This is a genomic window from Nocardia spongicola, assembly GCF_047200775.1.
Classification (GTDB): Bacteria; Actinomycetota; Actinomycetes; order Mycobacteriales; family Mycobacteriaceae; genus Nocardia.
On the sequence record NZ_JBJZOO010000002.1, the window covers coordinates 1 to 21,098 of the forward strand.

At 65.1% G+C, this 21,098-nt stretch carries 18 protein-coding genes and 1 pseudogene; 6 read left to right on the top strand and 13 right to left on the bottom strand.

Annotated elements, in window-relative coordinates; all coding sequences use genetic code 11:
• The 4 genes and pseudogenes from ACL02S_RS05040 to ACL02S_RS05055 form a co-directional block, all read right to left on the bottom strand.
• Nucleotides 1-510, bottom strand: a pseudogene (locus tag ACL02S_RS05040) (hypothetical protein); the annotation flags it as partial.
• 127 nt (nt 511-637) lie between these two features.
• Nucleotides 638-1,399, bottom strand: coding sequence for an AIM24 family protein (locus ACL02S_RS05045; protein ID WP_412801114.1), 762 nt, complete (start codon nt 1,397-1,399; stop codon nt 638-640).
• A 2-nt stretch (nt 1,400-1,401) separates the two neighbouring features.
• Nucleotides 1,402-2,097, bottom strand: a complete 696-nt coding sequence (locus ACL02S_RS05050) for an AIM24 family protein (RefSeq protein ID WP_412801115.1) — start codon at nt 2,095-2,097, stop codon at nt 1,402-1,404.
• Nucleotides 2,098-2,103: 6 nt separating this feature from the next.
• Complete coding sequence (locus ACL02S_RS05055) at nt 2,104-2,727, bottom strand: AIM24 family protein (RefSeq protein WP_412801116.1); 624 nt, start codon at nt 2,725-2,727, stop codon at nt 2,104-2,106.
• 179 nt (nt 2,728-2,906) lie between these two features.
• Here ACL02S_RS05055 and ACL02S_RS05060 point away from each other — a divergent pair, with 179 nt between their 5' ends.
• Entirely contained in the window at nt 2,907-4,310 is a 1,404-nt protein-coding gene (locus ACL02S_RS05060; RefSeq protein WP_412801117.1) for a TerD family protein, read from the top strand.
• Between the two features lie 61 nt (nt 4,311-4,371).
• Nucleotides 4,372-5,982, top strand: a complete 1,611-nt coding sequence (locus ACL02S_RS05065) for a TerD family protein (protein ID WP_412801118.1) — start codon at nt 4,372-4,374, stop codon at nt 5,980-5,982.
• A 15-nt stretch (nt 5,983-5,997) separates the two neighbouring features.
• On the opposite strand, the gene ACL02S_RS05070 is transcribed toward ACL02S_RS05065, so the two are convergent.
• Together ACL02S_RS05070 and ACL02S_RS05075 are read right to left on the bottom strand one after the other, a co-directional pair.
• Nucleotides 5,998-7,737, bottom strand: a complete 1,740-nt coding sequence (locus ACL02S_RS05070) for a glycosyltransferase family 87 protein (protein WP_412801119.1) — start codon at nt 7,735-7,737, stop codon at nt 5,998-6,000.
• 42 nt (nt 7,738-7,779) lie between these two features.
• Nucleotides 7,780-10,113 carry a transglycosylase domain-containing protein gene (locus ACL02S_RS05075; protein WP_503129046.1) on the bottom strand — a complete coding sequence of 778 codons (2,334 nt, stop codon included), beginning with the start codon at nt 10,111-10,113 and terminating at the stop codon, nt 7,780-7,782.
• Here ACL02S_RS05075 and ACL02S_RS24380 point away from each other — a divergent pair.
• The gene (locus tag ACL02S_RS24380; protein ID WP_503129047.1) at nt 10,112-10,312 is read left to right on the top strand and encodes a hypothetical protein; all 201 of its coding nucleotides are present in this window, start codon (nt 10,112-10,114) and stop codon (nt 10,310-10,312) included. The genes ACL02S_RS05075 and ACL02S_RS24380 overlap by 2 nt on opposite strands.
• Nucleotides 10,313-10,750: 438 nt before the next feature.
• Here the strand turns inward: ACL02S_RS24380 and ACL02S_RS05080 are convergent, their stop codons facing one another.
• Nucleotides 10,751-11,170, bottom strand: coding sequence for a DUF5318 domain-containing protein (locus ACL02S_RS05080; protein WP_412801120.1), 420 nt, complete (start codon nt 11,168-11,170; stop codon nt 10,751-10,753).
• Nucleotides 11,171-11,347: 177 nt separating this feature from the next.
• Between ACL02S_RS05080 and ACL02S_RS05085 the strand changes: the two genes are divergently transcribed.
• Both ACL02S_RS05085 and ACL02S_RS05090 read left to right on the top strand, forming a co-directional pair.
• The gene (locus ACL02S_RS05085) at nt 11,348-11,905 is read left to right on the top strand and encodes a PadR family transcriptional regulator (protein WP_412801121.1); all 558 of its coding nucleotides are present in this window, start codon (nt 11,348-11,350) and stop codon (nt 11,903-11,905) included.
• Nucleotides 11,898-12,998, top strand: a complete 1,101-nt coding sequence (locus ACL02S_RS05090) for an inositol-3-phosphate synthase (protein ID WP_412801122.1) — start codon at nt 11,898-11,900, stop codon at nt 12,996-12,998. The genes ACL02S_RS05085 and ACL02S_RS05090 overlap by 8 nt, the downstream gene beginning before the upstream one ends.
• An 86-nt stretch (nt 12,999-13,084) precedes the next feature.
• Here the strand turns inward: ACL02S_RS05090 and ACL02S_RS05095 are convergent, their stop codons facing one another.
• The 6 genes from ACL02S_RS05095 to ACL02S_RS05120 all read right to left on the bottom strand — a co-directional run bounded on the left by ACL02S_RS05095 (nt 13,085) and on the right by ACL02S_RS05120 (nt 20,111).
• Nucleotides 13,085-13,510 (bottom strand): GyrI-like domain-containing protein, encoded by a 426-nt coding sequence (locus tag ACL02S_RS05095; RefSeq protein ID WP_412801123.1) that lies wholly within the window; start codon nt 13,508-13,510, stop codon nt 13,085-13,087.
• Between the two features lie 9 nt (nt 13,511-13,519).
• On the bottom strand, nt 13,520-13,978 hold the full coding sequence (locus ACL02S_RS05100) for a GyrI-like domain-containing protein (protein ID WP_412801124.1): 459 nt from the start codon (nt 13,976-13,978) through the stop codon (nt 13,520-13,522).
• A gap of 175 nt (nt 13,979-14,153) precedes the next feature.
• Nucleotides 14,154-16,571, bottom strand: a complete 2,418-nt coding sequence (locus ACL02S_RS05105) for a transglycosylase domain-containing protein (protein ID WP_412801125.1) — start codon at nt 16,569-16,571, stop codon at nt 14,154-14,156.
• A 185-nt stretch (nt 16,572-16,756) separates the two neighbouring features.
• Nucleotides 16,757-17,623 (bottom strand): carbohydrate ABC transporter permease, encoded by an 867-nt coding sequence (locus tag ACL02S_RS05110; RefSeq protein WP_412801615.1) that lies wholly within the window; start codon nt 17,621-17,623, stop codon nt 16,757-16,759.
• Between the two features lie 82 nt (nt 17,624-17,705).
• Nucleotides 17,706-18,764, bottom strand: coding sequence for a carbohydrate ABC transporter permease (locus tag ACL02S_RS05115; RefSeq protein WP_412801126.1), 1,059 nt, complete (start codon nt 18,762-18,764; stop codon nt 17,706-17,708).
• A 45-nt stretch (nt 18,765-18,809) separates the two neighbouring features.
• Nucleotides 18,810-20,111, bottom strand: coding sequence for an ABC transporter substrate-binding protein (locus tag ACL02S_RS05120; protein ID WP_412801127.1), 1,302 nt, complete (start codon nt 20,109-20,111; stop codon nt 18,810-18,812).
• A gap of 161 nt (nt 20,112-20,272) precedes the next feature.
• Here ACL02S_RS05120 and ACL02S_RS05125 point away from each other — a divergent pair, with 161 nt between their 5' ends.
• Nucleotides 20,273-21,091 carry a DUF2786 domain-containing protein gene (locus ACL02S_RS05125; RefSeq protein WP_412801616.1) on the top strand — a complete coding sequence of 273 codons (819 nt, stop codon included), beginning with the start codon at nt 20,273-20,275 and terminating at the stop codon, nt 21,089-21,091.
• Nucleotides 21,092-21,098 lie beyond the last annotated feature (7 nt).

Genomic DNA, 21,098 nt, shown 5'->3' on the forward strand with positions numbered 1-21,098 from the left:
ATTGTTGTCCAGGTAGAAATAGGCGCCACCACCGAAGTTGGTCAGCGCGCCCGGCTGCAGCAGATCGACGGGGCTCTTACCTTCCAGGGCGTGTTTGCCGAGGACGGTCATGGTCGCTGGGTCGATGAGATACAGGCCGGGGTTCAGGCCGATGCAGGTGGCGACGATGCGACCGGCCCGGTCGAAGGCTATCGAAGCGCATTCGCTGAGCAGTTGTAGCGAGTTGGTTTGCGGTGCCAGGCCGAGCGGGCCTGGGCGGGTGTAGGTATCGCTCATCCACCCGTCGCCGTGGATGCCAGAGTCACCGTTGGGCGCCAGGTACGGATTCTGCGGGATCGGGGGGATGCCCGTGATCGGGTTGGCGGTGGCGGGTGTGCCGAGGAACTGTGGTGCCTCGGACCCGGCTGAACCAGGGGAAATCGGTGCTGCGTTGGCGGGCGCCGCTACCGCTGCCAGGGCCACGGCCAACAGCGGTAGGCGAAGGATACGAGAACGGAGAGGCATCGACACATGGGCAGGGTATACAGCTACGTGGCGGTATCGAATCCCCCACGCGGGGGACTATGCCTGTTCGGATGGGATCACGGCCAACCGTGGCCGAGCGATTTCGCCGGCTCCGCACCGATCGGCGCACTCGTTACTGCTGCTGTGCGCTCAGCTGCTGCGCGATCACCCCGTGTAACCGTTGCAGACCGTCCACGGTGATGCCGCTGTGCAGCTGTGCCTCGATATCGCGTACCAGTCCCGAATCGTTCAGCACTTTCTCGCTGGACTGGATCAGGACGGTGCCCTTGCCGGTGAAATCGAACTGGCGTTCCTCACCGGAGCCGACCCCGAAGCGCGCCGCGCCCGCGGCCAGGAAATCGGATACCCATCGTTGGTCGTAGTGATGGCTCGGTGAGGGGCAGTCAGCCCATCCCACCAGTGATTCCGGGTCCACTCGCAGCGGTGGTTCGGCGAATATGACCGGTCCGTTGGAGGAGGCAAGGAAGGTGCCGGTGCCGATAAGGGTGAGGAAGCCGGGCACGATGGATTGATTCAGCGACAGTCCCGGTTCGAAGGCCAGCAAGTTCGCCGCTCGAATGGTCAGGTTGCCGTTGTCTTCGAGGTCATAGGAATTGATGTCGTAGCCACGGTCGCCGATGATCAGCTTGCCGTGTCCTTCCGCGACGACGTAGTCGCCGGTGAACAGCGGTGCGGAGAACTGTTGTGCCACCATCTGCAGCAGATCACCCTGTAGCCCATGGGTGAGCGTCTGGAATCGCATATCCCCGTAGTAGGCGATCATCGCGCCCTTGCGCATGAACCACGGGCGGTCAAGGTCGATGCAATAGGCGTAACTGTTTTCCGGGATATTGTCGCTCGCGCTGAGATTCGTGGGATCGAGGATCTCGGACATGATCACAACTTCTCTTCGGAGGCTTGTATGTAGACGACACCCTGTCCGGTGCATTGCAATTGCATCGCCTCACCGGAACCACGTCCGACAGCGTCTCGCCAGCTCAGCGCTGTCTTCAGTTCGGTATTCACCGCACCGTAGGCAGCGACGAAAGCCTGCGGGTCGACCACGATCGGATTCGGTCCGCCGACGGACAGTTCCAGGAACCCGCCGTGCGCGAGTAGCGCTGCGGCGCCCTGCCCGGACAATTGGGTGGTGAACATGCCCTGACCGGTCAATGTGCCCGAGGCCGCACCGCGTAGCGCGCCCATCAGGCCACCGCCGCCGCCACCGCCGGAACTCAGTACCGAGACCACCGAACTCTGCAGGCTCGCGGTGTTGGCCAACAGCCGCGACGCCTCGACGCGTAGCGTCGCACCTGGCTCTATCCGCACCACATGGACTTCCAGCCCAGCGAACCCGTAGTGCACTTCCCCACTGCCCTGCGCCAGCATGGTGTGCTCGTGCTCACCGGCCATCGCGCGCCCGGCCAACCGCATCAGGCCGCCCGCACCACCCATTGCCTGCATACCCGGAATCTGGTGTGGCGCAAAGGAAACATCGCCGGTGTAATAGAGCATCGCGCCTTTGCGGGCGATTACGCTACCGGCCGCGGCGAGGTCGGCCTTGACCACCTTGTCGTTGATCTTCTCGAACATCGCGTCCTACCGTTCTGCCGGCTGGATCGACACCACACCTCGACCTTCCCAGCGCAAGGAGAATGCCTCGCCTCCACCCTGGCCGACCACACTGCGCCAGGATACGTCCGTGACGAACGAGTGGCTGAGGTCTCCGCGCGCGGCGACGAAGGCATCCGGATCCACTACGAGGGGGTACTGCGGTGTCACCGCGAGATGGATGAGCGGCCCACCAGCCGAGAGCAGCGCGACCTGACCGTGCCCGGATACGGTCGTGGTGAACAGTCCCTGGCCGGTGGACGCGCCGCGGACACCGGCGAAACGTACATCGGTGCGCAGATTTCCGGCGAAGGCCAGTAGCTGTTGTGATTCCACCTGCAGCGTCTCGTTGTTCAGATCGACCACGGTGACGTGCTGGCCATCGACCGCGAAAAAGACCCTGCCCTGACCGGAGCACTCCATCAGCGACAGCTTCTCACCGGTCGCCCGGCGCTTGAGCCCGGCGAGAACCCCGTCGCCGCCACCGAATCCGGCTGCCTTGAACTGGATATTTCCTTCGTAGGCGATCATCGAACCGGAGACCGCTCGTAGTCCGGTTCCGGCGAGCTGGGCCTCGATCACCTTCTTCGATTGCTCGAACAATTGCGCCATGGCGTGTTTGCCTGCCGTCTCGACGGGTCATGGTGCTATCGCGTATTCCCTGCGCGTGTTGTCACCTTAACCGATCTTTTCGCGGGTGTCGGGGTATCGCGGTCGTTCAGGATCCGCGGCACCGAGCGGGTTTCTCGTAGAGTGTCAGGCGAACACACCGACAAGCGAAGGGTCCGAACTTGTCCGCAACACTCGTCAAGGGTCAGAACGGTCCGCTGGACACCAATGATGTGGTGATTTCCATCCAGCTCACGGCACCGGCGGATCTGTCGGCGCTACTGGTCACCGAGCGCGGTAAGGTCCGCTCCGACGCGGATTTCGTCTTCTTCAACCAGCCGAGCGGCCCCGGTGTGAATCTGCAGCCCGCCCCGGCAGGACAGCCCGCCTCGCTGGCGGTGTCGTTGTCCGCGGTGCCCGCCGATATCGACCAGATCCGCGCTGTGATCACGCTGGACGACGCCACCAGCAATTTCGGCAGGTTTCCCGCCCCGGTCGCGATCGTGTCCGATACGGCGGGCAATCACTTGTACGAGTACCGGATCGACGGACTCGACACCGAGTCGATTGTGATCGCGCTCGAACTCTACCGGCGCCAAGGCTCTTGGAAGGTGCGCGCGGTGGGTCAGGGCTACGCGGGTGGTTTCGCCGCGCTGGTCACCGATCACGGTGTCACTGTCGACGATGCCCCCGCTCAGGCTCAGCAGCCCGCTCAGGCTCCGCCGCCGCAACAGCAAGCGGGTTATCCGCAGCAGGCCGCTCCGGCCCAGCAGCAGCCGCCGCAGTACGCGCCGTCGGGCGCGTATCCGCCGCCAGGGGGTCCGGGCTACCCGCCGCCGGGAGGTCCGGGCTACCCGCCGCAGGGTGGGCCGGGGTACCCGCCGCCGGGAGGCCCGGGTTATCCGCCGCAGGGTGGGCCGGGGTACCCACCGCCTGGTCAGGGCACCGGTGGGTACCCGCCGCAGGCTCCGCCCGAGCCTGCGGGCGAAGTCAGCTTGAGCAAGGATCGGCCGGTCAGCTTGGTCAAGGGCCAGCAGGTCACACTCCGTAAAGAGGGTGCCGCGCTGACCTTCGTCAAGATGGGTCTCGGCTGGGATCCGGTGCGTAGCCGTGGCATGTTCGGTAGCCGTACCGTCGATATCGACCTCGATGCGGCGGTCGTCCTATTCGCCGAGATGAATCCGGTGGATGTCGCCTACTACGGCCAGTTGACCTCCAAGGATGGTTCGATCCGCCATCAAGGTGACAACCTCACCGGTGAAGGTGCGGGGGACGATGAGGTGATCCTGGTCGACTTGACTCGCGTCCCGGCGCATGTGACCACACTGCTGTTCATTGTGACCTCCTATAAAGGCCATACCTTCGAACAGGTGCAGAATGCCTTCTGCCGCTTGGTCGACGGCACCAACAACGGCGAATTGGCCCGGTACACCATGGCGGGCGGTATGCCGTTCACCGCGATGGCGATGGCCAAGGTGTACCGGAGGGGCAACGACTGGAAGTTGCAGGCGCTCGGCGAGGGGTTCCAGGCCAAGCATCCGGGCGAAGCGATCCCGCAGCTCGGCCGGTTCCTCGTCAACGGTTGAGCATGCCGGTGGTTGAGTGCGTCGATGGTTGAGCGGCGGCGCGAATAGCAGGGAAGACTACGTGATTGAGCTGACGGCCGGTCAGAATATCCCCCTGACCGGTGCGACCGTGCGTTTCAGTGCGAAAGCCGATGCCGCTCTCGATATGTGCGCGCTGGTTGTCGACGCGAATCTGAAAGTGCACTCCAGTGCCGATGCCGTTTTCTACAACCAACCCGCCACCACCGGGGTGGTCGCGGCCGCCGACGGGATTACGATCACGCCCGCCGCGGTGCGTCCCGATGCCGCGGCGGTGCTGTTGGTGGTCAGCGCGGACCCGGGTACTCCCCCGCGACCGGAGCGGCTCGGTCCGGTGCTGGCGACGTTGTCCGAGAACGGTGGGGTGATCGCGGAATTCCCGATCACCCCACTATCCGGTGAGACAGCGCTGATCTGCCTCGAGGTATACCGGCGTGGTCCAGGCTGGAAGCTGCGTGCGGTCGGCCAGGGATACGCGGGCGGGCTCGCGGTGCTGTTCACAACGCACGGTGTGGACGTGGATGGGGCCGAGGGCGGTGCCGATAGGGGCGCGGGCGGCGCATCCGAGGAACGACATCAGGCAGCGAGGTCCGGTGCCTATGCTCTGTCCAGTCATCCGGTGGACGAGACGCGCACTGCCCCGGCGGGAACTCCGCTGGAAGTCGGGCACGGATTGGAACGGCTGTGGATGATCTTCGAGGATGCCGCACGATCGGCCGCCGCGTTGATCTCGGCGCGTGAGTACGCGGCGCAGCGATTGGACAATGAGCTTTCGCTCGCCGTCTCCGATCCGGCGACCAGGAACAGTCCTGCGGCCGCTGAGGCATGCCGGGTCGCGCAGCGGCGCAATGACGAACTGATCGAGACTGCCGAGCGCAACCATCAGCGCGATTCCGAACAACTGGTCCGCGAACTCGCCGAGGCGGATCTGGTGCTGCCGCCCGCACTGGCCTCATGGGGTTCGCCTGCCTGGGATGGGCCGCCCACGGTCAGCGATGGCATCCGGCTCGGTGAGCTCTACGCACTCGATCGTGGACCGTTGCGTATCCCGTATTGCGTTCCGGTGCCGCTCAATCGGCCGCTGTGGATCGACACCGAATCGACCCATGCGGTCGCCCCCGTGGTAGGCGCGTTGCTCGCGCGACTGCTCGCCGCGGCACCGCAGCGGCGAACACTGGTCGACATCATCGATATGACCGGCGCGTTCAGTGGTTTCACCGATCTGCTCACTCCGGTGTTGAACGGTCCGCCGATTACCGACCACACCGAGATCTCGGCACGATTGCAGGCCTTGGTCGATGCCGCCGAACTCGCGGAATTGGCTCAGCTCAGTGGCGCCGCTATGCCACCGAGCACGCATCGGGTCCTCCTGGCGGCGGATTTCCCACACGGATACCAGAGTTCGGACGCGCAGCGTCTCGGCGTGCTGATCGCCAAGGGTGCGGCGCTCGGATTGTCCACAGTGATCATCGGCGCCGTCGATTCGGCGGTGGTCGGTACCACTGTGGCGATGCTGTCGAGGTTGTGTCAGCATCTTCCTGTCGCGGGTGCCACTCCGCTGTTCGATCCGTGGACCGGCAGCGCATGGCAGCTGGATCTCGATCTGCTGCCACGGGAACCGGACCAGCGGGCACGATTCTTGCGGACCCGGTAAGCGGATGGACCCGTCTCAGCCGCGTGCCACCGCGGTCCGTGGCCGCAGTGGTGCGGGCAACCATCCGGACAGCGGATCGGGCATCCGGTCGAGGATACCGCCCACCGGATCGTCGATGTAGTTGCGTCGTACCGGATCCTCCGCCGGACGATAGATCTGGCGCACGATCAGCGCGCACAACCCCGCTACCGCTAGATCGCGTAGCACTACGGTGCCGGTGAACCACTGTTCGGGCAGACCTTTGTTCGCGGGGTGTGCGCCGAGATAGTAGAACATGCGGGGTACCCAGACCAGTGCGTCGATGGTCATCCAGGCCAGCAGGATGCGCCGGTGCGGCAGCGCGAGCACAGCGAGTGGCACCAGCCATAGCGAGTACTGAGGGCTCCACACCTTATTGGTCAGCAGAAATGCCGCGACCACGAGGAAGCACAGTTGCGCCAGGCGTGGGCGCCGCGGTGCGGTGAGGCCGATATAGCCGATCAGTGCGCACGCCACCACGAACGCCAGCAGGGAGACCATATTCAGGATGCTCGGTTGCTGGCTGTGGTCGAGCACGCCGTCGAAGCCGGGCCAGCCGGTGAACGAGGTGATCACGTTGTAGATCGAATCGGGATCGGCGTGCCTGGTGGTGTTGAGCCGGAAGAATTCTCGCCATCCGTCCGGATACAGCACGGCGATGGGCAGGTTCACCGCCACCCAGGTAGCCAGTGCGGCGGATACGGTGTTGAGTGCGGCGCCGAGCGGCCTGGCATTGCCTGCCCGGAGGCGGTGGGGTGTCTCGCGTATCCAGACCAGCAGGGCCGACCAGCTGTCGATATCGCGTATTCGCAGGTTGTTGTTGGTAAGCGGTAGGCGAGATGTCGTCTCGGCGCGTAGGCACAGCACAACGATGGGGCCGAGCAGCAAGAGCGGATACAGTTTGGCGGCGCCGCCGAGGCCGAGCAGGATCCCGGCGAGTACCGGTTTACGCCGGGCCCAGGCGAGCAGGCCGGTCGCGGCGAAAGCTGTGGCGAGAGCATCGAAATTGGTGAAGATGTGCACGATCACCAAGGGTGAGCAGGCGATCAGCGCCGCGTCCCATATCCTTCGACCGGCCGATAGCGCGGCGGCCCAGATGGTGACCAGCCAGGCTATCGCCAGGCCGAACGCGACGACGTTGAAGTAGATCACCACTTGCAACGCACCGGGCAACGGGGAAGCATCCCAGCTCTTGGCAATCCGCATCGCGAGGTATTGATACAGGCCCGAGAGCACCGGGTACTCCATGTACCGCGTCTGCTGTCCACCGTCCGGGGCCTGCTCGGTCCACTGTTTCTTATAGGGGAAGGCGCCTTCGTTCAATCGTTCCGCGCCATAGAGTGGCACGGTGTCCGAGTAGCACATGGCCACGTACTGGCGGCTGTCGCTCCAATCGAGGGTCAGGCGGCCATCCGCCCCGGTGGTCTGCTGGAGGCAGCCCGCCTTGCCGAACCAGCCGAGCGCGAGAAACACGACCGCGAAGGCGAGGAGTACTCGCATCGGTGTCCAGAATCGGGTCCGCCCGATCAGGGCATGCTTACCGACCGGCCCGCCGACCACCGTGGACAGCTGTGCGGTGAGGGAGTCGTTACGGCTCGGCCGGTCTCGGGTATCCGCCGAGCGGAGATCCGGTGCGAGCGCGGCAGGTGCGGTGTAGTGCGTCCTGCCGACGCCCGCGCGGCCGGATAGCGGCGTCCTCCTGAGCGTTTGTGGCTCCACTACCTGCTGATCGGTCACGGGATCCGAGGCTACCCGGGCACGGCTGATGGCCTGGGACTGCTATTGCGTCGGCCTCGACGTGCCTGCGCCATCCGAGGGGGCCACCGGCTGCCCTGGCAGCGGGCCGGGGTCCGGTTCTTGCGGCTGCTGTTGTTCCTGGCGTTGCGGTTGCCGCTGCGGCTGCGGAGCGGGCTGGATACCGGGAATCGGGATGGTGAAGCCTGGCAGCAGGTCGGGCAGGGGCTGCACCTGGGTCGGTGTGATCACGATCGGGGGCAGCAGCGGTGGCGGCTCGGTGGTCGACGGCGGGGTGTAGGGCGCTGTCCATGCCGGAACACCGGCTTGACCCGCGATCGCCGCCGGCTTCGGGAATGTCTCGCGTGTGGTGCCTTCCAACGCACCGTCCATAGTCGCCTTCCAGATATCGGAGGGCAGGGCCGAACCATAGATCATGCTGCCGTTGTAGTTACGCAGTGGGGAGTTGTCGGTGGTACCCACCCACACCGCGGTCGACAAGGATGGGGTGTAACCGACCATCCAGGCGTCCTTGTTCTCGCCCGTATCGCCCAGTTGCGCGGTGCCGGTCTTACTCGCCGATTCACGACCGCCCGCGAGGCCATGGTTGCGTGAATAGGCGGCGATGGGCTTCATCGCCGCGGTGACGTTGTCGGCCACCGCGGCCGATACGCGCCGTTCCCCGGCTACCTCACCTCGGTCGAACAGGACCTGTCCGTCGGCGGTGACTACCTTCGACACGAAATGTGGTGCGTGGTACATCCCGGAGGCAGCCAAAGTCGCATAGGCCGAAGCCATGTCGATCGGCCGGGCTTGGTACTGACCGAGCACGATACCGTTGTTCGGGCCGGAGCCGTCTGGTTCGGTCAGGGTCTCGCCGACTCCAGGAATGGTTTCCGGGATGCCGAGTTTGTGACCCATATCGGCGATCTTCTGCGGACCGTTCTGCATATCCAGCTGCATCCGGTAGAAGCTGGTGTTCAGTGAGCGTTTCAGCGCTTCGGCGATGGTGCATGTGCCGCATTGCTCACCCTCGACATTGGTGATCTTGATGCCGTTCACGGTCATCGGTGAGCTGTCGTACATCTGGGAGAGCGGGATCCCCTGTTCCAGATTCGCCGCCAAGCCGATGACCTTGAACGAGGACCCGGTCTGCAGGCCGGCGTTGGCGAAATCGTAACCCTGGCCGTCGCTGCCGCCGTAGTAGGCGCGCACCGCCCCGGTGCGCGGATCGATGGAGACGACGGCGGTACGCAACTTCTCCGGTTCGCCCTGCATGTTCTTGGTCACCGCGTCGACGGCCGCCTGCTGTGCCTTCGGGTCGATGGTGGTGGTGATCTGCAGGCCCGCGGTATTCAGCTGCTGTTCGCTGATGCCCGCCGCGGCGATCTCTTTGAGCACCTGCGTCTTGATCAGGCCCTCGGGACCGGAATCCAGTTCCTTGTCTATGGTCGACGCGAGGGGGACGACGGTGGGGAACTGTAGATCCTGCCGCTCGGCTGCGGGGAGGCTACCGGTGGCGACCATACCGTCGAGCACATAGTTCCAGCGGGTCCGCGCGCCCTCCGGATTCTGCTCCGGGTCCAGTGAGGACGGCTGCTGGATGGTGCCTGCGAGCATCGCCCCTTCGGCGACGTTCAGCTCCTCTACCGGCTTACCGAAGTAGGCCTTGGCCGCGGCATCGATGCCATAGGCGCCGCGACCGAAGTAGATGGTGTTGAGGTAGGCGGCGAGGATATCGTCCTTGCTCCACTGATTGGCCATTTTGATCGAGACGACCAGCTCGTGCGCCTTACGTGACAGCGAGCGCTCGTCACCGACCAGCGCGTTCTTCACGTACTGCTGGGTGATCGTGGAGCCACCGCCCGCGCTCTCCTTACCGAGGAGATGGCCGAGGACAGCGCGCCCGAAGCCGGTGAACGAGAAGCCGGGATTGGTGTAGAAATCCCGGTCCTCGGCCGCCATCACCGCATTGCGTACGTGCGGCGGGATCTGCTCGATGGTGACATCGGTCCGGTTGCCTTCCGGCGGAACGACTTTGCTGAGCACGGTGGTGCCGTCCGTGGCCAGGATGGTGGCAACCTGATTGGTTTTCAGGTCGCCGGGCCGTGGTACCGACACTGTTGTGTAGGCGGCCAGAAAGAGGCCGCTCGGCACGAGGATGAACAGCGCGATGAGAACGTAGAGGGTACGGCGCACAATGCGCCAGCGCGACTTCTTCTTCGACGGTGCCGGTTTACGCCTGCCGCCCGATCCACCGGAACCGTTACCGCCGCCGTTACGGCGCGGTGGTGGACCGGATGGCGGAGCGCCTGCGACCCGCTGACGTTCGCCGGTGGTGGGTCTGTTGCGGGAGGCGTCACGACTGTCACGGCGCATGGCCGGGCGTTCGCCGGTGGTGGGGCGGGAGGCCTCACGGTTGTCGCGGCGCGCGGCGGGGCGTTCGCCGGTGGTGGGGCGGGAGGCCTCACGGTTGTCGCGGCGTGCGGCGGGACGCGGGCCGGTGGCCGGGCGCGAACCGGACGGATCGCGCCGGTTGCGTTCGGACGCCGCCGCGTTCGGTGATCCGGGACGCTGAAACTTCTGGGTCGCCTGAGAACCGGGGGGGTGCTTATCGGACGCGCCGCGATTCGGCTGCGGTGCGCGTCCGGGCCGGATGGGACGGCCTTCCTGGGCCGGGCGCCCCTGTGGCGGGGGGCCGGGACGGCGTGGGGGCTGCGCGCCGCGCGGCTCGCCAGGAAACGGGACACCGGGACGTGGGCCTGTCGGCGGCCCTGGCCTCGGGCCGGGCGGTGGCCCTGGCCGAGGGTTGCGGTACGGGTTGGGACCTGGTTGTGCACTCCGCTGAGGACGGCCGCCATGCGGGTCATCGCCATAGGGGGAAGGCTCGTAAGGCGAATTCACGGACACGATCTCCATAACTCGTAGCGGTCCAGGTGACTATCAGCGGTAGTGGCCACCGCAGCGGAGGAGTACACGCTCCGCCAGTCACCCGATGGGCGGGTGATCAGGCACTTCATTCGGCAGCGGTGCGCCGGTTCGAGCGTGTCCCGGTGCGGCGCCGCGGCGGTGCGGGCGCGGAGCCGAGTACATAGGACTGCACTAGATGGTTCCAGCTACAGGTCCGGCATACCTCGACCACATGGACCGAGAACTCCTCACGGGTCTCGGCCAAGCGCACAAGCTCCTCGGGTGTGCGAGCTGATCCGGCGACCGGCCCGAGCCCGTCACCGAAGACCCAGGATACGAGGGTCAGTTGTTCTTTTCGGCAGATGGGGCAGGTGACCTCGCTGCCTCGGCCGTGGAACTTCGCCGCACGCAACAGATAGGGATTGGCATCACATACCTCGGCGACATCGACGCGGCCCGCATAGACGTCAGCCAGCAGAGACCGCCGCCGGAGGGCGTAGTCGACCACTTGCCGCTGAATTCGCACGAGAACCAGAGTAGCGGTGTCGGAATCGGGCCGCCCCTGGCTGTGGGGATTGTCCGGTCCTGATATGCGCGCGAACCAGCGTGTCGTTCGGATGGCCTGCTATTGATGTATCGCTCCGATATAATGTTCATTGCATCTATCGGTTAGGTTTGTGCCACAGTCAGGGGGTGAAGCCCGGTGCTCGAACTGGCAATCCTCGGGCTGCTCCTCGAAGCGCCTATGCACGGTTACGAGCTGCGTAAGCGGCTGACGGGGCTGCTAGGGGCGTTTCGGGCCTTCTCCTACGGATCGCTCTACCCGACGCTGCGTCGTATGCGAATGGATGGGTTGATCGCCGAGGAGACCCCGGCAGGTGCGGCGACACGCCGTGCGCGCCGGGTTTACCAACTGACTCCGGCAGGGCGGGAGCGGTTCAGCGAGTTACTCGCCGACACCGGACCGCAGAACTACACCGATGACGGCTTCGGCGTTCATCTGGCTTTCTTCAGTCGCACCCCCGCGGAAGCGCGGATGCGGATTCTGGAGGGCAGGCGGCGTCAGGTCGAGGAACGCCGAGAGGGGCTGCGGGAAGCGATCAAGCGGGCCAGTGGCTCCTTGGATCGCTACACCAGGCAGCTCCACCAGCTCGGACTCGAATCAAGCGAGCGCGAAGTGCGCTGGCTCAACGAGTTGATTGCGGCGGAGCAATCGACGAAGACGGCACCACAGAAAGAGGGAAATATCGGCCATGAGTGACGTCAATAAGGTTGACAGCGCCACAGAAGTTCGCGTCGCCATCGTTGGTGTGGGTAACTGCGCCTCGTCGCTGGTCCAGGGCGTGCAGTACTACAAGGACGCGGATGAGTCCTCCACTGTTCCCGGTCTGATGCACGTGAAGTTCGGCCCGTACCACGTTCGCGATGTCAAGTTCGTCGCCGCGTTCGACGTGGACGCGAAGAAGGTCGGCTTCGACTTGGCCGAGGCGATCTTCGCCAGCGAGAACAACACGATCAAGATCTCCGATGTACCGCCGACCGATGTTGTGGTGCAGCGCGGCCCGACACTGGACGGTATCGGCAAGTACTACGCGCAGACCATCGAGCTGTCCGAGGCGGAACCGGCCGATGTGGTGCGGGTGCTGCGGGAGAACAAGGTCGATGTGCTGGTGTCCTACCTGCCCGTTGGTTCGGAGGAGGCCGACAAGTTCTACGCGCAGTGCGCCATCGACGCCGGCGTCGCGTTCGTGAACGCATTGCCGGTGTTCATCGCTTCCGATCCGGTGTGGGCGGAGAAGTTCACCAAGGCCGGTGTGCCGATCGTCGGTGACGACATCAAGAGCCAGGTCGGCGCGACTATCACCCACCGGGTGATGGCCAAGCTGTTCGAGGATCGTGGCGTGCAGCTCGACCGCACCATGCAGCTCAACGTCGGCGGCAACATGGACTTCAAGAACATGCTCGAGCGCGAGCGCCTGGAATCGAAGAAGATCTCCAAGACCCAGGCTGTCACGAGCAACCTCAAGAAGGAACTCGGTGCCAACGACGTGCACATCGGCCCGTCCGACCATGTCGGCTGGCTCGACGACCGCAAGTGGGCTTACGTCCGCCTCGAGGGGCGTGCCTTCGGCGATGTGCCGCTGAACCTGGAGTACAAGCTCGAGGTGTGGGACTCGCCGAACTCGGCGGGCATCATCATCGACGCGGTGCGCGCGGCGAAGATCGCCAAAGACCGCGGTATCGGTGGACCGGTGATTCCGGCATCGGCCTACCTGATGAAGTCCCCGCCGCAGCAGCTCCCCGACGACGTCGCTCGGGCACAGCTCGAAGCCTTCATCATCGACGCCGAATGATCCGGTGAGCACCGGCGCCCGCCGGCCGCAAGGGTAACCTTTCGGCCGGCTGCCGCCGGTGTCCGGCATGGTGATTTCGATCCGGTCTAGTCCAGTGAGACGTACACCTCGACGGAGGCAGGGCCGAGGTAGCGCTCGATCTCGGCAGTATGCGACCGGGTGATGGTCCCCGCGTTCTCCGCCTTCGCGACCTGGGCCCACGCAGTGCGCAGCAAATCGTAAGGCTTGTCGGTCACGACGAACTTGGCATAGCGCCCCCGCGGGATGATGGTGAGCACATCGCCCGGATCCAACTCCTCCAGCGTGGCGACCGCATAGCCGAGCACCGCGACGGCATGGTCGTTCTGGCCGATATAGGCGGCCACCCGCGGCACGTTCTTCTCCCGTGCCAGATATCGGTCCCAGGTGAAATTCACCAGATCGAGGTCGCGCGCAGCCACTTCACGGCCTGCCAGCGGTACGGTGAGGCCCGCGACCATGCTCTGTTCCAATGTGACGATCTCGAAGTCCACTGTCTGTTCCTACCCGGTGACCTGGTCGTCCGCCAAAGCTACGAAGACTTCCACGGTGCGTTCATCGGGGTAGTGTTCCCAATCGCCGGTGTACGCGCGGACCAGCCTGCCCGAGGCTTCCGCGTCCCATACCGCCCGCCAGACACTCACGATGGTGTCGCCGATATGGTCGCCGCTGGCGATGAATCGGGCGAATCGGCCCGCGGGCACCCGGGCGAGTACGTCGCCGGGGAGCAGGTCGGTCAGGCTGTGGCAGCGGTAGCCGATGATATGGGTCAGATACGAATTGATCTCCGGCGCGTGATCGACATACGCGGTAGTCGGTGGCCCGGGTAGTCGGCGAGCTCGGTTGCGTTTCCACGCCTCTTCAGCTTTCGCGCGCCGCGGCCCTTCGACCGCGAGGGCTGGGCTGCGAAGCACTGTTCCCGCCACCAGCGTCTCGGGTTGGTCAACGACATTGAAATCCACCGGCGTAGCCCCTATGTCTCGTCTTCCGTCGTCGCTCGAGCGCATATCCTTCCGCATCATGCCCGCGGTGTCGGCGTCTGCTCGTTGACGAGCTCTCGCTGTTCGCTCTCACTCTGGCAAACGATGCTGCCATGTCCTCCGTTCCGCCGGGCCAGGGAAGGTCACAGCATCATCGCTATCCGGGCACCGGTATGCGCAATCCTGGGAAAATCTCTACTTCTCTCGGCGGTTCCGTGATAGCGGGCGGGATGATGATAGGTGCGTTCGGAGGCGGTTGGGGTGCCGGGGGCGATTGGGGTGCCTGCGGTGACTCGGGTGGCTGGGGTGCCGGAGGTACTCGAGGTGCTTGGGGTGCGGGATTCAGGATATCGGTGGGCGGGGTGGTGGACGGTGCGTAGCTCGGCGCACGGTGCGCCGGCTGCGGCGGGTTCAGGATGTCGTAGGTCCCGCCGGAGGGCTGGCGTCGGTTCGGTTGTGTTCGGGTCGGCGTGCCGGGGAACTGCTCGACCTCGGTACCGTCGAGCGCGTTGTCCATGGCCTGCTTCCAGATATCGGCGGGCAGGCCGGAGCCGTAGATATCGGCGCCACCGGCGGTGCGGATCGGCTGGGGCTGCTCGGTCCCGACCCACACCGCTGTGGACAGCGAGGGAGTGAAGCCGATCATCCACGCGTCCTTGTTCCTGTCGGTTTCCCCGAGCTGGGTGGTACCGGTCTTGGCGGCCGAGGGGCGGCCGCCGCGCAACTCGTGTCCGTGAGAGTAGGCCGCGATAGGTGTCATCGCCCGGATGGTGTGCTCCGCGATCGACTTCGCGATGCGCTGTTTGCCCGGCGGCAGCTGTTTACCGACTCGCTGGGCCGGGGCGCCACCGCGATCCAGCAGTACTCGGCCGTCACCGTCTACCACACGCTGTACGAAGTACGGCGGATGGTAGACACCCGATGCGGCGATGGTGGCGTAGGCGGAGGCCATATCGATCGGCCGGGCCAGGTATTGGCCGAGCACGATTCCGTTCAACGGCTTCTCGCCGTTCTCGGTCAAGGTCTTACCAGGGACACCGGGTATTTCTTCCGGGATTCCCACCGTATGCGCCGCATCGGCAATGGCCTGAGGCCCGTCGAACATCGACATGGTCAGCCGGTAGAAACTGGTGTTCAGCGAGCGCTTCAACGCCTCGGCTATGCTGCACCGACCACAGGACTCTCCGGCGACATTGGTGATCCGGATAGTGCCATCGGTTACCGGGGAGCTGTCCAGCATACGAGACAGCGGAATGCCCTGTCGCTGCGCGGCGATCACCGCGAAGACCTTGAACGCCGAACCGGTCTGCAGTGGCGCCCTGGCGAAGTCGTAGCCGAGGCCGTCATAGCCGCCGAAGTAGGCGCGCACTGCCCCGGAGCGTGGATCGATGGATACCACCGCGCTACGCAGCTCGGCAGGCTGGGAGCCGAGCCGATCGCGCACCGCGTTCAGCACCGCCTGTTGCGTTCTGTTGTCGATGGTGGTGGTGATCCGCAGGGCGCTGGTATTCAGTTGGCGTTCACTGATACCGGAGGCGAGCAGCTCCCGCAGCACCTGGCTGCGGATCAGGCCCTCCGGGCCGCGAGTCACCGTGGTTTCCGGGACCTCGGTGAGTGGGATGACCGAGGGGAACACCGTCGCGTCGCGGTCACCAGGGGTCAGCACCCCCATGCTGACCATGCCATCGAGTACATAGCGCCAGCGTGCCTTCAGCTCCGGGAGATGAGTTTCCGGATCCAGAATCGATGGCGTCCTGATCAGCGCGGCGAGCATCGCGCCTTCGGCACGGGTCAGCCGGCTCACTTCCTTGTCGAAGTATGCTTCGGCGGCGGCGGCGATCCCGTAAGCCCCGCGACCGTAGTAGATGGTGTTGAGGTAGGCGGCGAGGATATCGTCCTTGCTCCACTGCCGTGCCATCTTCGCCGCTATCACGAGCTCGCGCATCTTGCGGCTGATCGTGCGATCGGAGCCGAGGAACGCGTTCTTCACATACTGCTGGGTGATCGTGGAGCCACCACCCGCGTCCTCCCGCCCGAGCAGATTGTCCCTGGCCGCCCGCAGGAAGCCGGAGACCGAATATCCAGGATTGGTATAGAAGTTGCGATCCTCCGCAGAAAGTACCGCCTCGCGCACCGCCTGTGGCACCTCGGACAATGGGGTATGCGTCCGGCTACCCTCAGGTGGAACGACTTTCGCGATCACAGTGCTGCTGTCCGAGGCGAGGATGGTGGCGATCTGGTCGGTCCGCATCGCGGCCGGATCGGGTACCTCGGCGCTCCAGTACGAGAGGGCGGCCAGCAGTGCGGGCACCACACCGAACAAGAGGAACAGGGCCAGCAGCAGGCGGCGGATGCGTGCGCCCCGACCGGCGGGCTGCCGGTCCGGATGTGGCGCCGTACGCGTCGCCCGGTGCTTCGAGGTGCGGCGGCCCGCGGTGCGCCAGCGTCCGCTCCGGGTATTCCGTTTCGCCGCCCGCGGCGGATCGCTCCAGCCCGCGATCGAAGCGTATGGTGCGGGCCGGGGATTTTTCCCGGCACCGCGGTGACGCCTGCGCGGTATGCGGACCGAGCTCACGACGATCTCCTCCCGTAGCGCCGGACGAACTCATCTGCACGAACACGATCGGAAAGAAGCTTTGAAGAAGCTACTCTAGTTGGGCGGCGCGTGAGCCGCCGCATGTTCGCGGTCCTCGAGGGCGGGTCGCGGCTCGGTGGGGTGGGTCTCGGCAGGGTGAATTCGGGCTCGGTAGCCGGCCGGCGTCAGCTCTTCACGCCGCCCGCGGTGAGGCCGGAGATAATACGACGCTGGAAGAGTAAGACCATGATGACCAGCGGGATGGTGACCATGGTGCCCGCCGCCATGATCGCGGCGTACGGCTGCACCAGCGGGTCGTTGCCGGAGAAGCGGGCGACCGCGACCGTCACCGGTTCGGTCTTATCGCTGGAAAGCAATCGAGCCAGCAGGTATTCGTTGACCGCCGCGATGAACGCGAGAATCGCGGTGGTGAACACGGCTGGGGCGGCCAGCGGCAACATGACGAGCCGGAACGCCTGCATCCTGGTGGCGCCGTCGATCCGCGCGGCTTCCTCCAACTCCCATGGCAGATCAGCGAAGAAAGACGCGAGGATATAAACCGTCATCGGCAGGACGAACGAGATATTCGGGATGATCATCGCCTGGTACTCGCCGATCCAGCCGAGATTGGTGAACAACTGGAACAACGGGGTCACCAGTACCACAACCGGAAACATCGAAGCGCTCAAGATCAGCCCGGACACCACATATTTGCCCCGGAAGGTGAGCCGGGCCAAGGCGTATGCGGCGAACACACCGATCACCAGCGCGATCACCGTACTCGCCGCACCGATGACGAGGCTGTTCAGCAGTGCCTTGCCGAAATCATTACCGCGGCTGGTATCGAATGCGTTGCGGAAATTCTCCAAGGTGAGGTGGGTCGGCCACGGGGTGTTGTCGAAGGTGTAACCGGGATCGCGGAAAGCGGTGACCGCCATCCAGTAGAACGGCACCAAGCCCCAGACGAGTATGACCGCCGCACCGAGATATACCCGGACCGAGCCGAGTCGCTTGGTCCACGGCACCGAAGCCGGGGCCGGTTCTTTCGTCATCTGCACGGACATCAAGGAACCTCTGGTGTTCTGCGGGACACCCGCACCCGGTCGGGCCACATGGTTGCTGCGCGATGGTGACTCATCCGGCCCTCCGCTGTTCTTCCTGGGTACGGACGGCGTTGGCGCCGAGCACTTTCACCAGGAAGAACGCCGCTGCGAAGATCAGGAGGAAAGTAATGGTCGACAATGCGGCAGCACTGTTCGGTCCTTGCCGTACCTGCTCGACCACCAGGATCGACACCGTTTGAGTGGACGGATTACCCAGCGTCATGATCGCGGGCAGGTCGTACATGCGCAGTGCGTCCATGGTCCGGAACAGCACCGCGACCAGCAGCGCAGGCTTCAGCAGTGGCAGCGTGATCTGGGTGAACCGTTGCCAGGCCGATGCGCCGTCGACCCGTGCCGCCTCGTACACATCGGCCGGGATCACCTGCAGACCGGCGAGTAGCAGCAGCGCCATGAACGGGGTGGTTTTCCAGACGTCGGCCACAATTACCGCGAACCGGGCAGGCCATTCGTCGGAGGTCCACAGGATATGCGTGCCGAGGACCCGATTCACCACGCCGTCGTACTGGAACATGAACTCCCACAACCGCGCGGTGACGGCGGTCGGGATGGCCCAGGGAATCAGGACCGCCGCGCGCAGCAGCGCCCTGCCGCGGAAAGTCTTGCCCATCGCCATGGCCATCCCGAGGCCGAGGGTCAGCTCGAGCGAGACGGTGACGATCGTGAAGAACAGCGTGATCGCGACGGCCGCCCAGAATTGCGAGCCGAGATTTCCGGTCGGGCAGGCCACTGTCGCGCCCGTCGCGGTCTGGCACTGCTGTAACAGCCAGTGCGTGTAGTTCGAGAAGCCGGCACTACCGCCTTCGACGAACATGCCGGTTGCCGGATCGAGCCCGGAGTCCTGCTGGAAGGACATCCACAGCGCCCGGATGACCGGGTACCCGATGACCACGGCGAGTGCGAGCAGTACGGGTGTGACGAACAGCCAGGCTTTCCCGGAGCGGCGCAACTCCAGAGCAATCGCTGTACCCAGGCTGCGCAGCTGCCGAGCGATCGCTGCGCCGAATCCACCTTTGCCCGGATCGAACTTGCCATTCGGCACGTTAGTCGCCGCTCCCGAAGGGTTCGACACCGTTTCTCTCTCCTGCGGGATCATCGGGTCCGTTGCGTTCTCCGCTTACGATCCTGCGGTCTCGATGCCCTTCTGCATGCCGATGATCGCCTCGTCGACGGACTTGTTTCCTTTCAACGCAGCATAAGCGTTGTCCTGGATGGCCTTGGACACCGCGGAGTAGAAGGGGGTCACCGGCCGCGGCACCGCGTTGGCGATGGAATCCTTCAGCGCGGGCAGGTACGGCATCTGCGCGATCAGCGCGGGATCGTCGTATACCGAGGCGCGCACCGAGGGCAGTGCACCGGAGGCGACGATGTGCTGTGCCTCATCGCTGATCAGGAAGCGCAGGAAGTCGAGCGCGGTGGCTTTGTTCTCGGAGAACGCGCTGATCGCCGCGTTGTAGCCGCCGAGGGTGGAGGCGCCGACACCGTTCTCGCCGGGCAGCGGCGCGACCCCGAATTTGTCCTTCACCGCGGAGGACGCATCGCTGAGGTCACCGAAGGTGGACGGCCACGAGCGCAGGAACAACAGATTGCCCTGCTGGAAGGCATTCTTGGACTCCGGCTCTTTGAAGGTGATCGCCTCCGCCGGGATATCGCCGTTGCCGAACGCGTCGACCAAGACCTGCAGTCCGGCACGCGATTCCGGGCTGTTCACCGTTGGGGTCTTGCCGTCGGCGCCGACGAAGCTGCCGCCGTAGGCATTGATGACCTCGGCCGTGTTCACGGTCAGCCCCTCATAGGCCGCGAACTGGCCCGAGTAGCAGCCGATGTTCTGCTCCCGCGCGATGCGGCACTGGTCCAGCATCTCGTTCCAGGTCTTGGGCGGTTCCGGCACCAGGTCCTTGCGGTAGAACAGCAGGCCGCCATTGGTGTTGCGGGGCGCGGCGTAGAGGGTGTTGTTGTAGGTGGCGCTGGTGACAGTCGGGGTGAGCAGCCCGGTGGTGTCGATGGTGAAGGAATCCTGCAGCGGCTGGATCCAGCCCTTCGCGGCGAACTCGGCGGTCCACGGCACGTCGAGGGCGACCACGTCGTAGCCGGACTGCTCGGCGCGCATGTTCTCGACCAGGTCGTCGTACTGCTGCGAGGCGTCGTTCGACTGCTCTTTGAAGGTCACCTGTTCATCCGGGTGCGCGGCGTTCCAGCGCGCGATCAGTTGCTTCACCGCGCCGTTCTGGGTGGTGTCCTTACCTTCGACGTAGGTGATCGGGCCGCGGCCGGTGAGGTTCTGGTCGAGCGGGCTCTCCCCGCTGTCACTGGAACACGCGCTGGCGAACGTCGCGGTCAGCAGCGCGACGGATGCGGCTGCCAGGGCAGCTCGTGGCATGAACGCCAGACGTAGGGACGACACCTTTTTCACGGCCATCGCGAGCACTCCAAAATCAATCGTGAGCGGCAGCACACCCTGCCGGTGCACATGGCAAGATACATGGTGCCGATCCGGTGCGTGGGAGAGTGGCCGGAACTCCGCGGTAGTTCCGCAGTAGGCTACCGGTGGTGACCTCCCCGAACGCGGCCCCGGATCGGATGCTCACCAGGATCGGCGGATTGCTGCGCAAGGCCGAGTCCACCGACAACGAACACGAGGCCGAAGCGTTCCTCTCCGCGGCCCAGCGGTTGGCAACCAAGTCCGCCATCGACCTCGCGGTGGCCCGAGCGCATATCGCGGGACGCGAGCGCAGGCAGGCTCCGGTACAGCGGGTTGTACCGATCGGCGCGCCGGGGAAGCGTGGCCTACGTACCTATGTCCAGCTGTTCGTCGCGATCGCCGCGGCCAATGATGTGCGCTGTGATGTTGCCCGCACTTCGACACAGGTCTACGCCCATGGCTTCGGCTCCGATATCGACGCATGCGAGGCGCTGTACGCCAGTTTGCTGGTGCAGATGGTGCGTGCCTCCGACCAATACATCAAGTCGGGAGCCTATCGCTCGGCGACCGTGGAGAAGGTTGTCGTCGAGCAGCGGTTGGGGCGCCGGATCGAGCGCCGGGTGCAGGCGCCGGTCGCAGGCGTGACGGCACGGTTGAACTTCCAGATGGCCTTCGCCGCGCGTGTCGGTCGGCGACTGGCCGAGGTGAAGGCCGAGGTCGAAGCCGAAGTGTTGCCCGATGCCGCTGATGGGCCAGGAGTCGCGTTGGCATTGCGGGACAAAGAGCTCGAGCTCGTCGATTTCTATACGCGGACATCGCAGGCGCGCGGCACCTGGCGCGGACCGCAGACCTCGACCGGGCATTCGGCAGCGGCGCGGGCGGCGGGGGATCGCGCGGGCCGTGCCGCCCGGATCGGTGCCTCGCCCGAGCTGCCCGCTGCCCATGGACAGTTGTCGTCCTCGGCGACGGACGAGTAGACAGCGG